This window comes from Paenibacillus wuxiensis (assembly GCF_040195695.1).
GTDB lineage: Bacteria > Bacillota > Bacilli > Paenibacillales > Paenibacillaceae > Paenibacillus_B > Paenibacillus_B suaedae.
The window spans coordinates 162,493-183,110 of sequence record NZ_JBEFZI010000004.1; the positions used below are offsets into that span (position 1 = coordinate 162,493).

Annotated in this window: 23 protein-coding genes; 13 read left to right on the forward strand and 10 right to left on the reverse strand. The window is 46.2% G+C overall.

Annotation, left to right across the window (positions count from 1 at the left end):
* Nucleotides 1-23 precede the first annotated feature (23 nt).
* Nucleotides 24-578 carry a DJ-1/PfpI family protein gene (locus ABN764_RS09770; protein WP_174811253.1) on the reverse strand — a complete coding sequence of 185 codons (555 nt, stop codon included), beginning with the start codon at nt 576-578 and terminating at the stop codon, nt 24-26.
* Between the two features lie 280 nt (nt 579-858).
* On the opposite strand from ABN764_RS09770, the gene ABN764_RS09775 reads away from it, so the two are divergent.
* Together ABN764_RS09775 and ABN764_RS09780 are read left to right on the forward strand one after the other, a co-directional pair.
* Nucleotides 859-1,581, forward strand: coding sequence for a response regulator transcription factor (locus ABN764_RS09775; RefSeq protein ID WP_268625745.1), 723 nt, complete (start codon nt 859-861; stop codon nt 1,579-1,581).
* A gap of 4 nt (nt 1,582-1,585) precedes the next feature.
* Nucleotides 1,586-2,986: a sensor histidine kinase gene (locus ABN764_RS09780; protein ID WP_446671752.1), complete on the forward strand. Its 1,401-nt coding sequence runs from the start codon at nt 1,586-1,588 to the stop codon at nt 2,984-2,986.
* Nucleotides 2,987-3,184: 198 nt separating this feature from the next.
* On the opposite strand, the gene ABN764_RS09785 is transcribed toward ABN764_RS09780, so the two are convergent.
* Genes ABN764_RS09785 through ABN764_RS09800 form a run of 4 tightly spaced genes read right to left on the reverse strand, consistent with a single transcriptional unit; the run spans nt 3,185 to nt 5,971 of the window.
* On the reverse strand, nt 3,185-3,538 hold the full coding sequence (locus ABN764_RS09785; RefSeq protein ID WP_446671753.1) for a YxeA family protein: 354 nt from the start codon (nt 3,536-3,538) through the stop codon (nt 3,185-3,187).
* 24 nt (nt 3,539-3,562) lie between these two features.
* Nucleotides 3,563-4,294 carry an ABC transporter permease gene (locus ABN764_RS09790; protein ID WP_446671754.1) on the reverse strand — a complete coding sequence of 244 codons (732 nt, stop codon included), beginning with the start codon at nt 4,292-4,294 and terminating at the stop codon, nt 3,563-3,565.
* A 13-nt stretch (nt 4,295-4,307) separates the two neighbouring features.
* Entirely contained in the window at nt 4,308-5,057 is a 750-nt protein-coding gene (locus ABN764_RS09795; protein WP_446671755.1) for an ABC transporter permease, read from the reverse strand.
* Nucleotides 5,054-5,971 (reverse strand): ABC transporter ATP-binding protein, encoded by a 918-nt coding sequence (locus ABN764_RS09800; RefSeq protein ID WP_446671756.1) that lies wholly within the window; start codon nt 5,969-5,971, stop codon nt 5,054-5,056. Before ABN764_RS09800 ends, ABN764_RS09795 begins: the two co-directional genes overlap by 4 nt.
* A 257-nt stretch (nt 5,972-6,228) precedes the next feature.
* Between ABN764_RS09800 and ABN764_RS09805 the strand changes: the two genes are divergently transcribed.
* Nucleotides 6,229-6,372, forward strand: coding sequence for a hypothetical protein (locus ABN764_RS09805; protein ID WP_446671757.1), 144 nt, complete (start codon nt 6,229-6,231; stop codon nt 6,370-6,372).
* Between the two features lie 28 nt (nt 6,373-6,400).
* Here ABN764_RS09805 and ABN764_RS09810 read toward each other — a convergent pair whose 3' ends face one another.
* Nucleotides 6,401-7,402 (reverse strand): hypothetical protein, encoded by a 1,002-nt coding sequence (locus ABN764_RS09810; protein ID WP_446671758.1) that lies wholly within the window; start codon nt 7,400-7,402, stop codon nt 6,401-6,403.
* Nucleotides 7,351-8,445: an ATP-binding protein gene (locus ABN764_RS09815; protein WP_446671759.1), complete on the reverse strand. Its 1,095-nt coding sequence runs from the start codon at nt 8,443-8,445 to the stop codon at nt 7,351-7,353. The genes ABN764_RS09810 and ABN764_RS09815 overlap by 52 nt, the downstream gene beginning before the upstream one ends.
* Nucleotides 8,446-8,709: 264 nt before the next feature.
* Between ABN764_RS09815 and ABN764_RS09820 the strand changes: the two genes are divergently transcribed.
* Complete coding sequence (locus tag ABN764_RS09820) at nt 8,710-8,886, forward strand: DUF6054 family protein (protein WP_446671965.1); 177 nt, start codon at nt 8,710-8,712, stop codon at nt 8,884-8,886.
* A gap of 332 nt (nt 8,887-9,218) precedes the next feature.
* Here ABN764_RS09820 and ABN764_RS09825 read toward each other — a convergent pair whose 3' ends face one another.
* A complete protein-coding gene (locus tag ABN764_RS09825; protein ID WP_021254129.1) occupies nt 9,219-9,692 on the reverse strand; it encodes a GNAT family N-acetyltransferase in 474 nt (157 codons plus the stop codon).
* 271 nt (nt 9,693-9,963) lie between these two features.
* On the opposite strand from ABN764_RS09825, the gene ABN764_RS09830 reads away from it, so the two are divergent.
* The 6 genes from ABN764_RS09830 (at nt 9,964) to ABN764_RS09855 (ending at nt 14,429) form a co-directional block, all read left to right on the forward strand.
* Nucleotides 9,964-10,719, forward strand: coding sequence for a cyclase family protein (locus ABN764_RS09830; protein ID WP_174811182.1), 756 nt, complete (start codon nt 9,964-9,966; stop codon nt 10,717-10,719).
* 166 nt (nt 10,720-10,885) lie between these two features.
* Nucleotides 10,886-11,776, forward strand: a complete 891-nt coding sequence (locus ABN764_RS09835) for a GNAT family N-acetyltransferase (RefSeq protein ID WP_446671760.1) — start codon at nt 10,886-10,888, stop codon at nt 11,774-11,776.
* 200 nt (nt 11,777-11,976) lie between these two features.
* A complete protein-coding gene (locus ABN764_RS09840; protein ID WP_021259639.1) occupies nt 11,977-12,309 on the forward strand; it encodes a PadR family transcriptional regulator in 333 nt (110 codons plus the stop codon).
* 2 nt (nt 12,310-12,311) lie between these two features.
* Entirely contained in the window at nt 12,312-12,884 is a 573-nt protein-coding gene (locus ABN764_RS09845) for a hypothetical protein (protein ID WP_174809459.1), read from the forward strand.
* A 251-nt stretch (nt 12,885-13,135) separates the two neighbouring features.
* Nucleotides 13,136-13,672 (forward strand): pyridoxamine 5'-phosphate oxidase family protein, encoded by a 537-nt coding sequence (locus tag ABN764_RS09850; RefSeq protein WP_446671761.1) that lies wholly within the window; start codon nt 13,136-13,138, stop codon nt 13,670-13,672.
* Nucleotides 13,673-13,685: 13 nt separating this feature from the next.
* Entirely contained in the window at nt 13,686-14,429 is a 744-nt protein-coding gene (locus ABN764_RS09855) for a YggS family pyridoxal phosphate-dependent enzyme (RefSeq protein ID WP_446671762.1), read from the forward strand.
* A gap of 86 nt (nt 14,430-14,515) precedes the next feature.
* On the opposite strand, the gene pdxR is transcribed toward ABN764_RS09855, so the two are convergent.
* Nucleotides 14,516-15,946, reverse strand: coding sequence for a MocR-like pyridoxine biosynthesis transcription factor PdxR (pdxR, locus tag ABN764_RS09860; RefSeq protein ID WP_174809456.1), 1,431 nt, complete (start codon nt 15,944-15,946; stop codon nt 14,516-14,518).
* Nucleotides 15,947-16,137: 191 nt separating this feature from the next.
* Between pdxR and glyA the strand changes: the two genes are divergently transcribed.
* Complete coding sequence (gene glyA / locus ABN764_RS09865; RefSeq protein WP_446671763.1) at nt 16,138-17,397, forward strand: serine hydroxymethyltransferase; 1,260 nt, start codon at nt 16,138-16,140, stop codon at nt 17,395-17,397.
* A gap of 95 nt (nt 17,398-17,492) precedes the next feature.
* Here glyA and ABN764_RS09870 read toward each other — a convergent pair whose 3' ends face one another.
* Nucleotides 17,493-18,056, reverse strand: a complete 564-nt coding sequence (locus tag ABN764_RS09870; protein ID WP_446671764.1) for a CGNR zinc finger domain-containing protein — start codon at nt 18,054-18,056, stop codon at nt 17,493-17,495.
* Between the two features lie 245 nt (nt 18,057-18,301).
* Between ABN764_RS09870 and ABN764_RS09875 the strand changes: the two genes are divergently transcribed.
* Together ABN764_RS09875 and ABN764_RS09880 are read left to right on the forward strand one after the other, a co-directional pair.
* Nucleotides 18,302-19,456 (forward strand): epoxide hydrolase family protein, encoded by a 1,155-nt coding sequence (locus ABN764_RS09875; RefSeq protein WP_446671765.1) that lies wholly within the window; start codon nt 18,302-18,304, stop codon nt 19,454-19,456.
* Nucleotides 19,457-19,665: 209 nt separating this feature from the next.
* Complete coding sequence (locus ABN764_RS09880; RefSeq protein WP_446671766.1) at nt 19,666-20,421, forward strand: hypothetical protein; 756 nt, start codon at nt 19,666-19,668, stop codon at nt 20,419-20,421.
* Nucleotides 20,422-20,618 lie beyond the last annotated feature (197 nt).

Below are 20,618 nucleotides of genomic sequence, written 5' to 3' on the forward strand. Positions count from 1 at the left end.
AGTCCTCTTCGAAATACTATATGTTATTTATAATTCCCTTTATACCAACTGGAATCAAAATCTAAATTTAATAGTTGTCCGAATCTAATTCCAAACTCTATAAATGCCCTTCCTCTAGCTGTTAATATGCCCCCATCTTGTACTACTAAATCATCACAATAATTCTCTTCATTAAAGACTCCTGTTTGACTTCGGCCTGCTTCATGCATACCGATTGTATACTTCCGATTTTCTAATATCCCTGCTTTAGCTAATAAATAGGGTGAGCTTGAAATTGAACCAATAATCACTTCGCTATTAAACTCAACGCATCTTCTAATAAATTCTATTAAATCATCATTATCGAATAGCGTTGTAATATCCATACACCCAGGAATTAAAATACTATCCAATGTCTCTATGTCTACATCATAAATAGTATAATCGGACAGACACTTCAAATCGGATTCTCCAAAGATCGGTTCTGCAGTTATCCCAATTGTTGTAATAGGTTTATTTCCTTGTTTCAAAATGGACAATGCAACGGTTAACTCATACTCACTGAATAGAGGAAATAGTAAAACACCTGTTTTTTTCATTTTCGAATAATCATCCTCACTATATTGTTTTACTGTAATTACGCACAACGTCTTATTTACGAATTCCGTAAATAACTCCATATGTGGGGTATTCGCGAAACTTTTGAACTATCCTGCCCGTTATTCCACAATTCTGGTGTTCTTAAGCTTCCTTTCAGAGCCCTGGAGTCTCTGTTATGCAGGTTATATACATCTTCTTGTCGAAGATATTATTTTCCCTCGGTCGATTCCAACCAAATGTTTGATGAACTACTATTGTAAAGGAAGGCAGGGGAGCAGTGTGGACAATCTAAAAAGCAAAAAAATACTTATTGTGGACGATGAGCCTGACATTCGCACCATGATCGATATGCTGCTGCGCAAAGAGGGCTATTATCGAATTTATACGGCATCCGACAGCAAATCTGCATTAGACGTGTGCCGCAGGGACAAGCCTGACATCGCCATCTTGGATGTAATGCTTCCGGATCAGGATGGATTTGCGCTGCTGACGGCCATCCGCCAATTCTCCAGCATGCCGGCACTGTTCTTGTCTGCGAGGGGCGAGGATGAGGATCGGCTGCTCGGATTAGGACTTGGAGCGGATGATTATATTGTGAAGCCTTTTTTGCCAAGGGAGCTGATTCTTCGTCTGAACGGCATTTTGAAGCGAGTGTACCAGACGCATCAGGAGGAGAGGTTGCCGACCTTCCACTTGGAAGGATGTACAGTGGATTTAGAGAGCGCTGTAGTGTATCGCAAGACTGATGGGGATGATGATGAGCAGCCGCTTACAGCCAAGGAGCACGCCATTCTTATGAAGCTATATGAGAATAGAGGTCGAATAGTGACGACCGATGCATTGTTTCAGGCCGGTTGGGGTGACGATGCCACTAGCTACGAGAATACGTTAATGGTGCATATACGGCGAATTCGGGAGAAGATCGAAGTGGATCCTTCCAAGCCTTGCAGCCTGCTAACCGTTAGAGGGCTCGGATATAAGCTTATGGTGAAGGAGCCATAGGACGATGGATAACATTATCCGACTTATTCGCCGGTTTATGGGCGTTACGTTTGTCATTTTTGCCGGAATTATTGCTTTGAATTTGGTTATGCTCGGGTTCTTCGTGTTCAAAGAGATTAACGCCGGACAATCTCCACAGCATGCCGTGGAGTATGTTGCGAATCATTTGCAGCGGAATGGACAGTCACATGTATTAGACATATCCTCCCGCCAGATGCTGGAGGATACCGAGGCATGGGCGATGCTGCTTGATGAAGGCGGCCAAGTCATATGGGATTACAAGCTGCCTGAAGACATCCCGCGTGCGTATTCCTTAACCGAGGTTGCCAAGTTCACCCGTCATTATCTGCAGGAGTATCCGGTATACGTATGGGAACATACAGATGGACTGGTCATACTTGGTTATCCGAAGGATAGCTATGCGAAGTATCATTTCGACTTTCTCGTGCCATGGATACGTTCTTTACCCCAGAGAGCCTTATTCCTGCTGCTAGGCAACATCGTACTCGGATGCATGCTGGCTATCATAATCGGTACTCGGCTTGCCCGATCCTTGAAGCCGCTCACGGGCGTTGTTAACGCGCTAGGCAAGGAAGAGGCCGTTCGTGCAGAAGAGAAGGGGATATTCGGCAATCTCGCGCGAAGCATCAATGACACCTCTGAAATGCTTCGAGAAAGGCAGGCGGCTCTTCGTACTCGCAATGAGGCGCGGTCGAATTGGATTGCGGGAATTTCCCACGACATTCGTACGCCTCTGTCCATGATTCTTGGCTATGCGAGCGCGCTGGAGGAACATGCGGAGGTGCCTGAGGAGCAGAGGCAGCAGGCGGCAATTATTCGCAAGCAGGGAGAGAAGCTTCGCTCCCTCGTTATTGACTTGAATCTTGTCTCCAAGCTGGAGTATGAGATGCAGCCCTTGAACATGGCGCCTATGCGATTGGCGGCTCTAGCCAGACAGGTTGCTGCAGACTTTCTGAATCAAGGGCTGGATAAGCAGTATGCGATTGATTTGCAGATCAAGGAAGAGCATATTCAGGCTGAAGTCGATCGCAAGCTGATGCTTCGTGCCATCACGAATCTGGTGCAGAATAGCATCGACCATAATCCCGATGGCTGCGACATTTCGCTCCTTGTCAATCAATCAGCTGATGGTTCGGCTTGTCAGCTTACGGTAATGGATAACGGAGTAGGAGTTCAGCGTGAAGCGCTGGAGGATCTGTTGAAGCTGCCATACTCTGCGGAGAGGAGACACTTGCGACAAAATGGACATGGCTTGGGACTTCCTATGGTGGCTAGAATTGCCGAGGCACATCGCGGACAGCTGTTGCTGGAGAGTGACACGGGGCAGGGCATGTGCGCTACAATTGAGCTGCCAAGCTGTTCGGCTAAGGCAGCTAGTAGCTAATCTAAGCTAACAAAAAGACGAACATAGACAGTTAGTAGAATTGCATAATGGTGTTCTGGTATTTATGGAATATACATCATGACGTTCAACGTTCTTGATCAATGAATATGCTAATACTCCTCAGTTAAGCAATCACGAAAAGGGCCGTTCTCTGATCAGCGTATGATCCAGATAGCGGCCCTTGGTTGCATAAAACTACTATGGCTTATAAATTGCCCTTATGTTCTCGGGAAGACTGTCATACGAGATTTCATGCCAATAGGTAACACCTCGTAGCCTTGTCGTATACAGCTCCAGATAAGCTCCCTTGCGTAATTGCTTGCTGGTGGTAAAGTCCAGTTGTTTTTGGCTTCCTTGGCTATCAAAAGCAAGGAGGCTGTATTCATATCTGCCGTTCTTGTTTTTCATCGCTTCGTTACTGTTGATTTGTACATAATATATCGTCTTCCCTTCCGGGTTGTCCGGCGCTAGTCTTTCCGGAGCAAGGAAGAATATACCAGATGCTACGACGGCTGCGAACAACAGCGCGGCGATAAGAATTATTTTTTTCATTTCAGATTCCCTTTCTGGAGCGAATTAGGCTTGTATGACATCATTCCTCTGCAGGCTGCGAATGGCGAGACTAGTGAACAGTACAATATAAATGCCGCTGATCACATAGAATTGGAATAGCTCCGCACCATTAAGACTCTCCTGACTGAGTACACCCATACCAATCGTCAGCATGGAATACGGAAGCAGCATGCCGAACTTCGCGACATACAGCCCCAATCCAAGGAAAACAGCGCATAAGCAGATGCCGATCGGTGCCGCAAAGCTGCGGATTCGCAGTGAGAGCACTAGCTGGATGGCAGCTATCGCGAGAGAGGATATCCATCCTCGAAAGATCCATCCTATCGCATCGGAAGGAAAGGCCGAGGAGATGCCAAGCAAATGTCCCATACCGAAATAGAGAGTGAAAAATATCAACTGAACAATAAACAGGAGCGCTCCAACGACAATCAGCTTGGCTATGATGACGCTGGCAATGGATACAGGGGCCGTCAGTACAGCATTCCAGTTTCGGTTCATATGCTCTAATCTGCATGCATAGGCACAACAGATAGCGATTAGCACAGGGAGGAAGAACATGCCATAAAAGAGAGCAGCTTGCGTCCATAAGCTGTACCATTCCTGCTGTAGAACCTCTCGATTGAAATAATAATTCGCACAGCCAATTACGAGACTAATAACGGGAAGAACAACAAGAATGATCCAAATTCGAGAATGCCGCAGCTTCAAGACTTCGGCGTAAACGCTTCGTAACATATCGATTAACCTCCTATACTTCCCTGCGAGAAACATGTATATTGCCTGCCGCGTAACATGCGGCAGCGATGAGCAGCACTGCAGCTATCAGAACGGGACTTGGCGGCTGCATCACGTATGTTGCGGTTTTGTCTGTATATAGATAGGTGACGGGAGACAGTCCGGAATAGTAAGACCATATAAATATCCGGCGCACGAATGCAGGAAATAGGTCTGCTGTCATGCCAATAAAACCGCCTATCATGCCCAGGCACAGGGCAAAGGATTGATTCTTTACGACAAGGGAAATCCATTGCTGCAAGGCAATGATGGCCATGCTTGTCAGAAGTGCTCCTCCAATATGCAAAATGAGCAGCCGCAACGGGATCGAATTGAAACCGTTCATCATGCCGAATGCGAAAATGATGCCAGCCTGCAGGACGAGGTAAAGGAAGAGAATCGATGCAGCGCATATGAATTTGGCCGCATAGATGCTGTTCCGATTCATATTCGTTGCCAGTAGCAGCTTCCATGTGTTTCCTTTGTGCTCCATGTCGCACAAGCGCGATACGACGATAGCCGAGATAATCGGGAGAAATAAGCCGTTCATGGAGGCTGTTGTTGCAATTATCGTTTTCCAGTCCGCGCTGCTGGGATTACGAGCGATCGACATCGTTGCTGATACCAACGCCCATAGCATTTGAGCACCCAGAAATAAGGCTGCCATTGCGAAGATACGCTTGCGGCGAAGCTTGAAATATTCTAGGGACAAAGCTCTAATCATAAGCTTTTCTCCCTTCCGGTAAGCTCCAAGAATATATCCTCCAGTGTTCTTTTGCGTTCTTCGATACGAAGGACATCAATGCCGTTCAGCACGAGTTCCTTATTCAGCCTCGCCACTTGTTGATCGCTCATATGCTCGATAAATAAGCATTCGTCCTGCAGATTGGACATATAGCCCTGAGTTTGCATCCATGCTGCGGCTGCGGCATTATTGCCCGTTCGAATTGCGAGGGACGATCTATTTCGCTCCTGCAGCGTCTCTATTTTCCCTTGGTAGAGTAGATTTCCGTCATTAATAATGCCAACGGAGGTGGCGATCTGCTCAATTTCAGAGAGCAGGTGGCTGGAGAGAAGCACGGTAATTCCGTACTGCCGCGGCATTGATTTGATCAGCTCGCGAATCTCCCCGATGCCTGCCGGGTCTAACCCGTTCGTAGGCTCATCCAATATGAGCAGTTTGGGGTAGGAGATAAGAGCCATAGCTATGCCCAGCCGTTGCTTCATGCCGAGTGAGTAATGCTCTACTTTTTTGTTTTTCTGGTTTTCAAGTCGGACAATTCTCAGTGCCTCATCTATATTTTTTCTCGGAACCCCGCGTAATGTCTGCATGACCCTCATATTTTCAAGTCCAGTCAAATGACCGTAATAAGAAGGAGATTCAATCAAGGAACCGATCTGATTAAGGATAGAGCGCCGATGTTTGCCGAGCTCCTGACCGAATAGGGTGATGCGGCCATCGGTGGGCTTGGCTAGACCAAGCAGCATCTTCAAGGTTGTGGATTTTCCCGCCCCATTCGGGCCGAGGAAGCCGTATATTTCGCCTTCAGGAACCTCAAGGTCAATTTTGTTCACCCGACATACATGGTTATAAAATTTCGAAAGGCCGCAAGTAGCAACGACGGGTTGGGTATTCATCGAGGATCTTCAACTCCATTTCGTATCATTCAAATTATGATTTCATGCTTCAACTGTAAGTCCCGCACCTTTCATCAGGCTGAATATTACCTTACGCCAACCTTAAATGACGATGTATGTAAGAAAGATGAGAAAAAGTTGAGACGAAGGACCCGGGCTTCTGGATTATAGTAAAGGCAACAAGAAAGTACTCTCGAATGTACGAGTTGATGATGAGAGGAACAGATGGAACTGATATGGGAGATGGAGGAGTAGGTATGAGCTCAATGTCGAAAAAACAAGTGGTCGTTCGTGTCGAGGATATTATCGAGCAGTTAGGGTTAGATGAGGGGGCCGTTCTGGAGGAAATGCGGGAAGAGGTCAAGGTACACAAGGAGGGCCTTGAGGCTGAGATGTATTGAATCATCAGCCCAAGGCCCTGCTGTGCTGTTAATGAAGTCCCTTGCTTTTTATCATCTCGGTCATATTTTGAACGGCCTTGTTCAAATAGCGATAATAGGTGGCGCGGCTCATATTGCAGGCAAGAGAAGCCGCGATGTGATTATGAGGATGCAAGTTGTAGGCCGTATTTAGGAGAAGCAGATCCTGCTCTTGAAGGCGGTATGTGTTGTGCTCAAGGATAGATAGCAAGCGTGCTTGCAGAGCGACTCCGTTCGCAATTGCAGGAAAGAAGCGGGTATAGTGATTTAGTTTGCCGGGCTCGTGCAGGCAGGATAGCATTTTCCGAACATCTTGTATGGTGATCGTGCTTCCTTGCTCGCTGGACTCGCTTGTCTGCTTCGAGAAGAAGGACATGATCCATTCCCCGAATCGTTCCTGTCTGAGATCAAGCTCCAAAATATCCGCTCTTGCGTATGAAGTATCACAATTCCTTGTGCGTGTGGGACGAAGCTGGAACCCAACCTGCTGCAGGAATGTCTTCAAATTCGGATTGGTGGCAACAAGCACTGCGCGGGAGCCTTGACCGAGTAAGGAGAGCCGATCTCGGGTAAGCAGGCCGACGATCTCTTCTCGAGTGAGCATGGGATGCTTGTCTGTTGCTGCTGCTAAGACAGCGTAGTACGTATCCGCCTGATCCGCGCTGCAGGCTAGTTCCTCATCCGTGAAGCATTCGTGAAGTTCGGAAGGTATGTATTGTTCCATCAGTCGGCTTGTATCCCGATGCATAAGCAGCAACATGAACATGCCGATAGGCTTGCCATCCGCTTCGCGCAGAACCACAATACTCTCTGGAAATTGTTCAACGAGTTCATCCAAAAATTGATGGTAAATGCTACGCTGCCATGGATCGATGCTGTAGTCGCACCACTGATCCAGCAGCTCATGCAGCACAGGTAGATCGGCTTCGGTCACAATTTCGAGCGGCGAGTCTGGCGAGTCTACCGTCCAGTCTGCATACAGGCGATCAGATTGGAGGGTATATCCTTGCACAAATAGAGCAGCTTAGCCGCTATTTCGCGCCGATGATGAAGATCTACATGGCGAAATTGCTGATAGAGAAGCTTGGCTGCCTTCGTTCGAAGCTCTTCCAATCGCTCGGGCTCTCTTGCTCGGAAATCCCGATGCAGATGCATACGGGCAATATCATGCAGAGCAATGCCATCAGGAACGGTTCGAATAAAAGACATGCTCTGCAGCAGCCGATATTGCTGAATCGTGACAGGGCGCCCCAGGAACTTCGAGAGCATCTCTTGGTTGGCTTGCTGCAGCACGATCAATGCATCGACGCATGGCTGAACTTCATCGGTTGTGAGTTCACGCAGTAAATGGGCGCTGATCGTCTGGGAGACAATACTCGTATCCTTGTTCGACAGCTCCTGTTTCTTTTGAACAGCTTCTACTGCAAGTGCCAGACCGAGCGGATGGCCATCTGAGCTCCGAGCAATTTCCCCGCTTATCTCCTTCGAGAATGCACCTGTGTGTGAAATATAGTCCATCGTCTCCGCAAACGAAAAATGGGCCAGCGGCAATTCGGTAATGTGTCTCCCCCTGTGCGGATTCGTTTTCCATACAAGTGGGATAGGGGAGCGTGAGGCGAATACGAGGAGGACACCCTGTGACGACATCTTCGGCCAAAATGCATTCATAATCCAGCCTTCCAGCAGTGATATATGCTCGGAATTGTCAATAAAGATAGCGATGCGATGGGAAGCGTGAGCAGAAATAAGTACTTCGAGCGGATCGACAGGCTGACGATTAAATCGTTCTAATTGAATGGCGGACGCTAAGTATTCGAAAAATCCTACGGGCGTTGTCAAGCATGAGCGTCCGTCCAGCCAGATGCTCGTCCAATGTCGTTGCTGAACGGCAAGCATCATCTCCGTCATGAGCGAGCTCTTACCTATGCCGCCCATGCCAGATATGTATAGAATACGAGAAGGGGCTTGGGGATCGTCGAGCCAGTCGATGACGTGACTCATTTCTTTGCTGCGCCCGATGAATGGTTTGGTATGTTCCAACCAATGGAGCTGCACGGTATCGGCTGCGCCTCCTTGTGATTCATTTATATCTCATGTTAACGATTCCCTTCTCATCTGGCAATATCGATAAGACAACAGACTGCTTCTTATTCGTGATCACCAAGAGTCGGAGCAAAGCGCGGGTGCTGGATGCATGCAGAGAATGAATCGTGATCTCTCTGTGAGGTATTTACATATTCTTTGAATCATTGGTAACATTGGATGTAGCTGTAATGCCAATCCAAATACCAATACACTGCCTGTGCAGCTGGCGTTACAATTAAGGGCTACCGGGCAGCTCTCATTGTCATGATCGATAATTTACGCGGAGTAACCAATGTACGTGTAGTTGCGACAGGCAGCTCCGAGGGTTTGATCTTCAATTTCGATTGGGGTGCTGCGGACGATTTCGCATCCTCTGTAGAGAGCATACTTGAGGAGTATATTATCGATTAGCTTTAACATCATAACTATGTAGAACCGAGCGGTATCAGGAGTATTTCCTGAGCATCCTCGGTTCTTTTTATTATATTCATGAACAGTGGGTCTATAATGGTTTTAAATATATTTATCTGGATGACGGTGTAGTAACGAGTATTCAAGATTAGTTTTCTTTATTAGTAATGAACCGAGAGGCAGATGGGAATTATCCTGTTACCTCTTTTTTGCTTAGCAAAATTATCGTTATATCCGGAGATTAGAAGAAGATGCCACATGAAAGTAACTGCACGCGTTCGAACTGCATAACGCGGAACGCGTGCTTTTTTATTTGCTAGGGAAGGAGGAAATTATATTGATAAACAGAAAATGTATTGCTCGTCAATGGTGACCTCGCATCTTTGTCCAGTGTCGGTGAATCCGGTTTTGATGTACAACCGTTGTGCAGGGATATTTTTATGATTCACAGCCAGTACAATTTCGTTGCAATCCGGAAAATGTTCAGGTATAAAGCTCTTCAAAAGCTCTAACCCTGTTGAAGCATATCCCTGCCCCTGCTTCGCATAATCGATAGAGAAGGACGTAAGCAGCAGCGCATGTGGATTCTCGGAATATTCCTGAACTCTTGCATTCTTATTTAATACAAAAAAACCTACCGGCTGATTGCCAGCTGTTATGACGATAGGGTGCTGACCATCAGAGGTATCCAATCGTTGATTCGGCATTGCAGCAAACTGTTTTTGCTCCGCAGGGAGTTGATAGGATTGGAGTGCCTCCAAATATGCAGGCTTGTAAAATTGCAGTTCTACTGTAAGCTGGTTCATCTTCTCGATTTCACCTCAACTTATACAGGAATTTGGATTAACCTTTTTGGAATCAGTGTAGCAATTTGGATGCACATTCTCAATAAAAACCTGAATCAAGGAAGCGATTCATCTCCGATGAAATATGAACCTTTTTGATATATGGAGGATACTATTCCCTTTCTGTTGAATGTAAGGACAAGAGTTGTTGGTTATAGAGCTCCGTCTCGTTGCGAGTCGTGCTGCATCTAACATTCGATATATCCGATCATTTGAAGGAGATGGAATGAAGATGAAGATAATAGACTTAAGCGTATCGATTAGTCCGCGCATTTGCGAGCTGCTCCCGGCTAAGATTGAATATTCCAGCCACAAGGAAGGCGCTCAGCAGGCAGCCGCCATTCTTGGACTTAAGCCAGATGATTTTCCAGAGAGCCAAGCCTGGGCTACCGAAACGGTGACCTTGAACACGCATGCCGGTACACATGTTGACGCGCCGTGGCACTACTGGCCAACCTCGGAGGGCAAGCCGGCAAGAACGATCGACGAGCTCCCGCTAGAATGGTTCTTCTCGGATGGCGTGCTGTTTGATTTCAGCAAGAAGCCGACCGGCTATGAGATTACGATGGATGATTTGGTTGCTGAGCTGGCACGGATCGGCTACACGTTGAAACCTTATGACATTGTGCTCATTCGTACCGATGCAGACAAGCGCCTCTATGAGGAGCATTATGCCTTTCTGCACGCTGGGGTATCTGCAGAAGCGACTCGTTGGCTGATTGAGCAGGGCATTAAGGTAGTAGGTACAGATGGCTGGGGCTGGGATATTCCATTGAACCTTCAAGCTGAGGCGTATAAGCGTGAACCGAAGGATGGAGTGTTATGGGCGGCTCACTTTGTCGGCCAAGAGCATGAATATTGCCAGATTGAGAAGCTGGCGAATCTGGAGCAGCTGCCGAAGCCGTTCGGTTTTAAGGTGTGCTGCTTCCCGGTAAAAGTTGAAAAGGCGAGCGCAGGCTGGGCGCGTCCGGTTGCTATTTTCGAATGAACGGTAACGAGACTAGAATCGGATTACATATAAGAGGTTCAGGAAATCGCAGTTCCATTTCACTACTGGGCTTTTGAATACAGACCTTACCGACCGATATTATGTCGCGTAGGGAATGGGCACGGTGCTGGAGCATTACGATAGATGATAAGGAGAATATTACTTCATGTCGATCATAATTCATACCATTTCATATGAACGTATCAAAGAATTAGCTGCCTTTATCGCTCGATTGAATCAAGAGAAGCAGCATCATGTTGGATTTTGTGGGGATCAGGAAGACGAAATTGCGGGCACGCTTTCCGAGGAGTTCTCTGATCTTGAGTTAGATACATCCTTCGTGGTTGCCTATGAACATGAACGAGTCATTGGAGCCCTCGGCTTTGATGTCGACCTGGAACGCGGTGTGGCAGAGGTATGGGGGCCGTTCATCGATGAGGGAGCGAGATGGAACGACCTTGCACATGAGCTGTGGAGAGCGGGAATTAACCAGCTCGGTGACAAGGTAACGACACTGCACAGCTTTTATAATGAGGAGAACAAGCAGGCTCTGCAATTTATGGATGGCATATCGTCGTCAACATATTTGCATGCCCATTTGGTATTGGTATGTACCCGCTCTGCATTTGCCTATGCGCGGGCCCATACCCTACAGGAGATCACACCAGACTATGTTAATGCCTTCATTGCACTGCATGATGCTTCGTTCCCGAACACATATTACAGCGGACAAGAAATTATGAGCCGCCTTCAGGACGATCATCGGATATTTATTGCTGTCGATCACCAGCAGAGCTTGCTTGGCTACGTATATGTGGAAGCAGACTGCGACGCGCAGGAAGGAAATATCGAATTCATCGCTGTATCACCGCATGCGCAAGGACAAGGTCTCGGTACTTCACTGATACAAGAGGCACTGCGCTTCCTACTCCTAGACAGAAAGATTGACGAAATCTCCTTATGTGTGGAGGAAGAGAATGGGAAGGCAATTTCCCTCTATCAGAAGGCAGGTTTTCAGCAGAAGCATCGGCTATTGTTTTATAAAATAACCCGATAAATATATGGATAATCCACAATAAACCCAATTAACCTTCACTGGATGTTGACCCTTATAAGGTGCGGCATGCGTGGAGGTTTTTTGATTGGGAGAATGATGAACAATGCCTTACTTTAAATTGTACATTGCTTTATAAGGTATAGATCGTATATACTGTTCCTGTACCTAATAAAGAAAGGTATCAGCGAGGAGTGACTTTGTTGAACGTCGATAAGGAAATATTGCGTGGTTACATTGATACGATCATCCTGAGTCTGCTGTATCATCAGGATTTGTACGGATATGATTTAAGTAAGGAAGTGAAGAAGCAGAGCCAGGGTTCCTTCGAGCTGAAGGAAGGTACGCTGTATCTCTCCTTCAAGCGTCTTGAGAACAATGGATACGTGACAAGCTATTGGCAAGAGGGAAGTGCGGCAGCTCGGAGAAAGTACTATCACCTCACGGAATCAGGCAGCGCCTATTTGAGTCATAAGAAGGCAGAATGGCTCTTCATGAAGCAACTAATGGATCAGTTTTTAGAAGGAGTGGAATGATTATGACGATGAGCAAAGATACAGAACATAAAATGAAGCAGTTCATTAAGCAAAATACACAATTAAACATGGCGGGCAGCGATGAACTAACATACTTTGAGAAACTGGTTCAAAAAGCGAATGCAACGTTAGGAGAAGCGAAGAAGCAGGCAGCCAAATTCAAATGGACATCACAGAAAAATCGGGAAGCGCAAGAAGATCTGATGGGTTATATGTCCGATTACATTCAAGACCTTGTCGCCGAAGAGGGAATCTCTGAAGCGGATGCATTCGAGCGTGCGAAGGCCGCGTTCTCTGTGGAGAATCCAGATAATCCGCTGCTGCACAGTGAAGCGAAATGGCTGCATTATGGGGAGCCTGCTGTTGCGGAGGCGATAGGCCTCTACTACGGCGCGTTCATGTTCATTGGCTTGGCACTTGGTGCTCTTGTTGGCGTTATTCTGCAAATGGTCGTCCTGAAGGAGGGGATAGGCTTGTTGTTCTTTATCGTCACAGGTATTGGCCTAATGCTTGGCTTGGCACTCGGAATGATGAAGAACGCACAAATCAGCTTGGGGCGGGATCGAATAGAATAAGCTGGCAGTTCATGTGGAGCCAGAGAGAACCGGAATGAATGACTTTCATTCCGGTTTTTTTATGGAGTGCGCCTAGCATATGCTAAGCGGAATAGAACTAAACACGGATGCGCTCCTTATCAGGTTTGACGAAGAGGGATCGCTTACTGTCTAATATGGATTGCATTAATTACATGTTTATGGACATTTAACCTCATTCCAATGGCTGATAAACTCACATCATGATCATTCAATTCAATAGAGGTGAAGCCATGAATGGAGTACGTTACAAAATAAGAGAAGTGTTGGATAAGAGCAGGATTGAGACCTTTCTGCGGCAAGCTCGAATTGGACATCTTGGAATGGTCGATGGTCATCTGCCGTATGTTGTTCCTCTTAATTTCGTTTGGACAGATGGCAAGCTTTATTTCCATGGAGCCACTGGAGGGAGAAGAAATCAGGTTATAGGTGAAAACCCGGAGGTCTGCTTTACGGTTTGTGAAGAGTACGGGACGATTACAAATCCGGTGCCAGCCAAGACGGACACAGCGTATATGAGCGTAATGATTTTTGGCAAGGTACAGCCTATCGTCGATCTGGATGAAGCTACACATATGCTGCAGGAAATGATTGATAAGTATGTGCCAGATTACTTTAATCGTCCATTACCCAAGCAGCACGTGGACAAATACCGATCAACTGTATTCGGTGGCCCGGTTCAGGTGTATCGAATAGATCCACATCATATTACCGCCAAAGAAAATCCGATTGAAGAAGGGAAAATGTTTGAGCCTGGAAAAACGGTGTAAAGAGGGAAGAGACATGGGACATTTAGTTGAAGAGAATCTCAATACCGTGAGGCAGCAGATGGAATTGGCTTGCCAAGCATCAGGGCGCAAGACAAAGGACGTGAAATTGTTGTTGGCGACCAAAACCGTACCGCTTGAAAAATTGCAAATAGCCATACAGGCGGGGGAGAATCTATTTGGGGAAAACAAAGCGCAGGAACTTCGGGACAAATTTCCGCTTATGCAGCAATCTAATCAGGTGGAATGGCATTTTATCGGACATTTGCAAACGAATAAAGTGAAGGACGTTGTTAAATATGTTACGCTCATTCATTCTGTAGACCGTCTGAAATTGGGGCAGGCCCTGGACCATCAACTCGTCAAAGAGAACAAGACTATGGATATTCTGGTGCAAATCAACACTTCCTACGAAGAAAGTAAATTTGGTGCTTCTCCGGAAACGGCATTGGAGTTGGTGGAACAATTGTCCCAGTTCGAAACGTTGAACGTTAAAGGCTTAATGACGATTGGAAAACTAAATGCGACAAACGACGAGACTCGGCACTGCTTCCGATTATTAAAATCGCTTCAAACCCAAATTAGGGAGAAAAAGTTTCCGCGTGTAGAAATGGATATCCTCTCGATGGGCATGTCCGGTGATTTCAAGGTGGCTATCGAGGAAGGGGCTACTATCATCCGCGTAGGGACAAGCGTATTCGGGCAACGTTACTTGCCGGACAGCTATTACTGGAACGAAAATGCGCGCCAGGACGATTAGGAGAGAGACAGGAGAGCGATTACGAACACAACATTTTCTTACATGGTTGATGTGAGCAGGCAAAGGTCGTGACGGGGATGCTTGGCTTATAAAAGCATCCCCGCAAGACGATAAATTCCTTCTTCAATAGCTGCTTCATCTACTTTAGCAAAACCGAGTACCCAACCTTTTCGATCACTTTCCAAGCAATACGTGCTCAGCGGATACACGCGGATTCCATTTTCGAACGCTAACTTTGTCACGGCTTCCTCATCAAACGATTTATCAGCCTCAAGAAGCATATGCAATCCCGTTTCTACGCCGCTTAGTGTGAAATGGTCGCTCAGACCTGTTGCGATAATAGCCTTCGTCATGGCTTCATGTCTACGACGATATACATTCCGAACTCGTCTCATATGACGCATAAAATGACCATGCTCAATAAAATGAGTAAGTGTTAATTGCTCCATAATCGGCAGATGCCGATAGGTTAATTCATGGACTTGGGCAATTTGACGAATGGCCTCTTTGGGTCCGACAATTGCCGATAACCGAATGCCAGGAGCGACCATTTTGGAGTAACTCATCATATATAGCGTGTTCTGAGGTCGCTGACTGAACAGCGTTGGGAGCGGGTCACCGCGATATCGAAATTCACTATCGTAATCATCCTCAACAATCCAGAACCTCTGCTCAGCAGCCATATGTAACAATTGCTGCCTGCGCGGCTCCGACATAATTGCTCCAACCGCACACTGGTGCGATGGCGTAACATATACAAGTTTGGACTCAGGATGAATGCGGTCAACGCATAGTCCGTGTTCGTCAACCGGAACGGATTCAACTTGCATGCGCCGATACTTCATCACCATCCAGGCAGCAGGGAAGCCGGGATCCTCAACCGAAACCGTTTCTCCTTGCTGTAACAGAGCTTGGGCAATCAAATCAATGCTATGCTGTGCGCCTGAGGTCAAGATGATTTGATCGACATCCACATGAACTCCCCGTTCAAGCGACAAATAACGTTGAATCTGCTCTCGCAGCGGTAGAAATCCATATGCATTTCCGTAAGCCCAATTGTCCAGGTCTGTTTCTGTAGAGGCGTGCAAAAAGGAGTGTCTCCAATTTTTTCGGAAATGCTCGTCTAGGTATGGCTCATGAGGAGTGAAATCGATCTCTACTTGACGATGATCTTTGTTTCCAAACCAATCGTGTAAATGGCCGATTCCCGTGTTTAATGATGGCAAATCAGGAGGGATCGGCCCTTGTGTGGCAGCATCTTCAGAAGGACGAGTTGCATATGTCCAATCGCTAACTCTTGTTCCGCCGCGACGAGAGGTTACGGTATACCCGCGGCTGAATAATTCCTCGTAAACAATCTGGATGGTTGAGCGTGAAACACCAATCAATGGAGCGAGTTCACGGGTTGGGAGCAGTAATTCCCCTGGAGGCCATTTTCCGGATGTAATATTATGTATCGCTTGATCCAGAAGCTGCTGCCAGATGGGACGTTTATCATTTCGATTGACTTGTAACATTCAGACAACTCCCGCGTTTTTGGCATAATTATGGATTGCTATAATTACTCAACTATGGATATTAATCAACACTCCATTGATTGGTATACTAGCACGACAATTGTTGATTGTGCAACACAACTGAATTCTCTTCTTATGGCGGAAATATCAGATTTCAATAGTGAAATAGACAGGTAGAGAGGAAGATGATCATGAATTACTTGGAGCAGCAAGATAAAGCGGTGGCTAATGCAATTCGGCAAGAGCTTACACGGCAGCGGGATAAAATAGAACTGATTGCATCGGAGAATTTTGTAAGCCGAGCTGTCATGGAAGCGACGGGCACAGTACTGACCAACAAATATGCTGAAGGGTATCCGGGAAGAAGATATTATGGCGGATGTGAGCATGTCGATAGGATCGAGGAACTTGCCATTCACCGAGTTAAAGAGCTTTTCGGTGCCGAGCATGCCAATGTGCAGCCTCACTCCGGTGCACAGGCGAATATGGCGGTATATTTTGCATCAGTAAAGCCTGGTGACACGATATTGGGCATGAGTTTATCCCATGGCGGCCATCTTACACACGGGAGTCCGGTGAATTTTTCTGGAAGATTCTATAATTTTGTTTCTTATGGTGTCGATGAACAAACAGGGCGCATTGACTATGACCAGGTGCGAAAACTCGCCCATAAGCACCTTCCACGCATCATCGTGGCTGGTGCCAGCGCCTATCCACGAACGATCGAATTTGAGTTGTTCGCCCAAATCGCGGCCGAAGTTGGGGCTCTTTTCTTTGTAGATATGGCACATATTGCAGGAATCGTTGCAGCAGGATTGCACCCAAACCCGCTGCCACACGCACACTTTGTTACGACGACCACGCATAAAACGTTAAGAGGGCCAAGAGGCGGTGTCATCATGTGCCGTAAACCATGGGCGCAAGCCATTGATAAAGCGATATTCCCTGGATCGCAAGGCGGCCCGCTTATGCATGTTATCGCGGCAAAAGCGGTTGCGCTAGGCGAGGCATTGCAACCGGACTTCAAAACGTATATAGCAAAAACGCTTGAAAATGCTAACGTATTGGCGGAAGCACTCATGAATGAAGGGTTAACCGTTGTATCGGGGGGGACAGACAATCATATTGTTTTGGTTGATTTGCGCACAATTGGACTTACGGGCAAAGAAGCAGAATCCATACTCGATGAGGTGGGGATTACGGCGAATAAAAACGCAATTCCTCATGATACGGCCAGCCCGTTAGTAACGAGTGGCATTCGCTTCGGAACCCCTGCGATGACTTCAAGGGGATTAGGACCCGAGGAGATGAAAGAAATTGCCCAGCTTATTGGACTGGCCTTTAAAAATCCCAAGAGTTCGACGATTAAAAATCAAATACTAGAAAGTGTACGTGAAATGACGTCTCAGTTTCCTTTATATGAAGGACTTCATTCGTTAGATAGCATGTAAATTTGCTTCATTGCAGGAAGGCCGGTAAGCGGAAACCTCACGTCCGGTCTGATACGAAGGGCTGGGAAGCCAGCCCTTTACTTTACTCTACTCCATTACAGCGACGATTCGTATTTATGTTTATGGCGGAAGGTCTTATTCTTCGCTCGATTTCCGCATGCCTTCATCGAACACCATCTCCCCGTTCCGGGTCTGGATCGATCCACAAATACCCACTGGCAATCCTCTGCTGTACATACACGTATGCGATGCCACATCTTCGTTCGTCTCAGTTCGTACACAATAATGAGTAATTGAGCTAATCCCTTAGCTGCATTTACATGCAGAGGCACAAGCTGCTCTCCATTCTCCTGGAACACGAGTCCGAACTGGAAACTCTTCGTAAGCTGCTCCAGCTTAACCTGTTCTACATTTCCATCGTACTCGTTGTTCACTATTGTTTTGCGAAGTTCATTGCGAAGCTCGCGCGCCAATTGCAATTCTTCCTCTGAAGCAGCATTATCTGATTCTGTGATAAGCTGGTGCTGCAAGAGCCACTCGACTAAACGGCTAGGCTCTGTTAAAAGCTCGATCCCGGGATCTCCCTCGTACCGCGCTCGTCTATCCTGTGTATTGAAGAAATCAGCAATTATTTCAAGCTGATCATATCCACTCGTCATCTGCTCAACCGCTCCTATTGACACATCGCATGCTAACCATTAAGATTTATTTACCAGTTAGCTAACTATTTAAACTATTTTACTGGTCATGTCTGTGGGCGATGTCTTATTACTTGCTTTATGACTCCAATTACAGTGTATCACTAGGTCGTTCTAAATTATAGATTTGATGATCTCGCGGCCTAGCCCCCTCAAGTCTTTTCTATCTATTCTCGTATTTATTCTGCTAAGGAGCGAAGATAACGATGAACATGAATCCTTTCACTGTGAGTATTTCAGACGAAGAGATTGAACAATTGAAGCAAAGACTGCGAATGGCGAGATGGCCGGATGAAATCCCAGGAGCAGAATGGGATTACGGGATACCAATATCGTATATGAAGGATATTGTTCATTATTGGCTGCATGATTTCGATTGGCGCATGGTGGAACAGCGTATCAATTCCTTCTCTAATTACAAAGCGACAATTGACGGGAATGACATTCACTTTGTTTACGAAAAAGGGAAGGGAAGTCGCTCATTACCGATTCTAATTCCCCATGGCTGGCCAAGTACATTTTATGAGATGCTGGATCTGATTCCGTTTTTGACACAGCCGGATAACGATGGAGGCAATGATTCCATCTCCTTCGATGTCATTATTCCTTCGATCCCGGGGCATGGGTTCTCGAGTATACCGTTGGAGTCGGGTTGTGAGGATAGACAGGTCGCGAAGGTGCTGGTCAAGTTGATGGAGGGGCTGGGCTATGAGCAGTTCGGGGCACATGGGTATGATTTGGGGGCGAGCGTGCTTGGCTTGCTATGCTTGGATCATCCGGAGAAGGTCATTGGGTATCATACGACATCACCGGGGAATCCGAGTCCTTTTATAGGGAAGGGCATGGAGATGTCCGAGGCTGAGCGGGCCTTTCTTACATGTGGAGATCAATGGTATCGCGAAGAGGGCGGGTATGCGCATCTATTGGGGACGAAGCCTCAGACTGCGGCGTATGGACTGCATGATTCTCCTGTAGGTCTGGCAGCCTTTATTCTGGAAAAGTGGTATTACTGGACGGTATCCGAAAAGGGTGAGCCGTTAGAGCAGTTCTGCAAGGATGACTTACTGGCGAATGTATCGATCTACTGGTTTACCCAGACGATCAACGCGGCAAACCGCTATTATTATGAAGGCAGGCATATCAAGTGGCCGAGTGAAGGTGAGACATGCCCTGTACCGCATGGCGTTTCGTTAACGAAGACGCAGCCTCATGAGCGTCCGCCGAGAGAATATGTGGAGCGCTTGTTCCCGAACATCCTGCAATGGAATGAGCTGAATACAGGTGGGCATTTTGTTGCGCTGGAGCAGCCGGGGCTGGTTGCAGAATCGATACGTTCATTTTTTAAAACCATTCAATATTAAGATCATAGTAATAGACCCAGTGAAGGGGGAAGTAACTCCTCTGAATTCATTGGGTTTGTAACCCCCATACTACAATAAGGAGGAAGGTGGTCGAATTGAAAAGAAGGCTGATCCTACTTGTAGCAACAATATGTGTGTTTTTCGTTGCTTTTCTGATATGGCAGAATTATTCAGAATCAAATGATTTCTCATCAATGGAGGGGGAGATCATGATCATGCAGCGAATGAAGCCGACTGAAACACCTATGTACAAGTTTAATCTGCAGACAGATGCTCGTTTACCGTTTCATAATAATTTTTTCGAACCGCATTATAGTGTTAATAATGGGAATAAGCTTCTTGCTGTCATTCAAAACGGGGATGAGCAAGATATTTATGAAATTGAAGATGATAATGCTAGTTACTCGAAAAGAGAGAAAATAATAGCGGGAAAGAACATTCAATTTCCAAAGTCAATTCCTGGCCGTCATGCCATTAGCTTTATAGAAGAAGGCGAGTTGAAGGTATATGATAGAGACACGGGGGCATTAACTTCCATAGCCTCGCTTGATAGTGGATATCTATACTATGATTGGCTTGATTCCAATCGGGTTCTTTTTACCGCACAAGATGAACAAAAGTCTCCGCACATTATGTCGTTCAATCTTACGAATCATCAACTAGATGAGTATAAATCGAATGCTTCTAATCCCTCACTATCCTACAATAAAAAATATATTGCATACCAGCAGAGCAACGAAACGAACGTTGTCCATATTGATTCCATAACAGGTAATGATCATTCTACGATACAGGTTGATACGCAAGGAATGCTGCCATATAAACCATCTCCTGATGGAAAATACCTATTAACCAATATGTATACGAATAGCATTTCTAATGTAGTTATTATTCATATCCCTACTGCTAAAATAAAAACTCTTTTACGTTCAACCTGGGCAGAGTATCTGGATTGGAAGTTGTAGGACTCGATGGTGGCTGTACTCAGGAGAAGAGCATATTGTACGACCGCGAAACCTCTTTTCGGTATCTATTTCAATTAGGCCGGGAAGAGTTTTTTTGTATTTGTATCATACATAATATAAATGTTGCTGAGAAATATTGTTTGAAGTTCAAATTTTATACTATAATTTGAATTAGGACTTGTGTCGCAATCGAAATG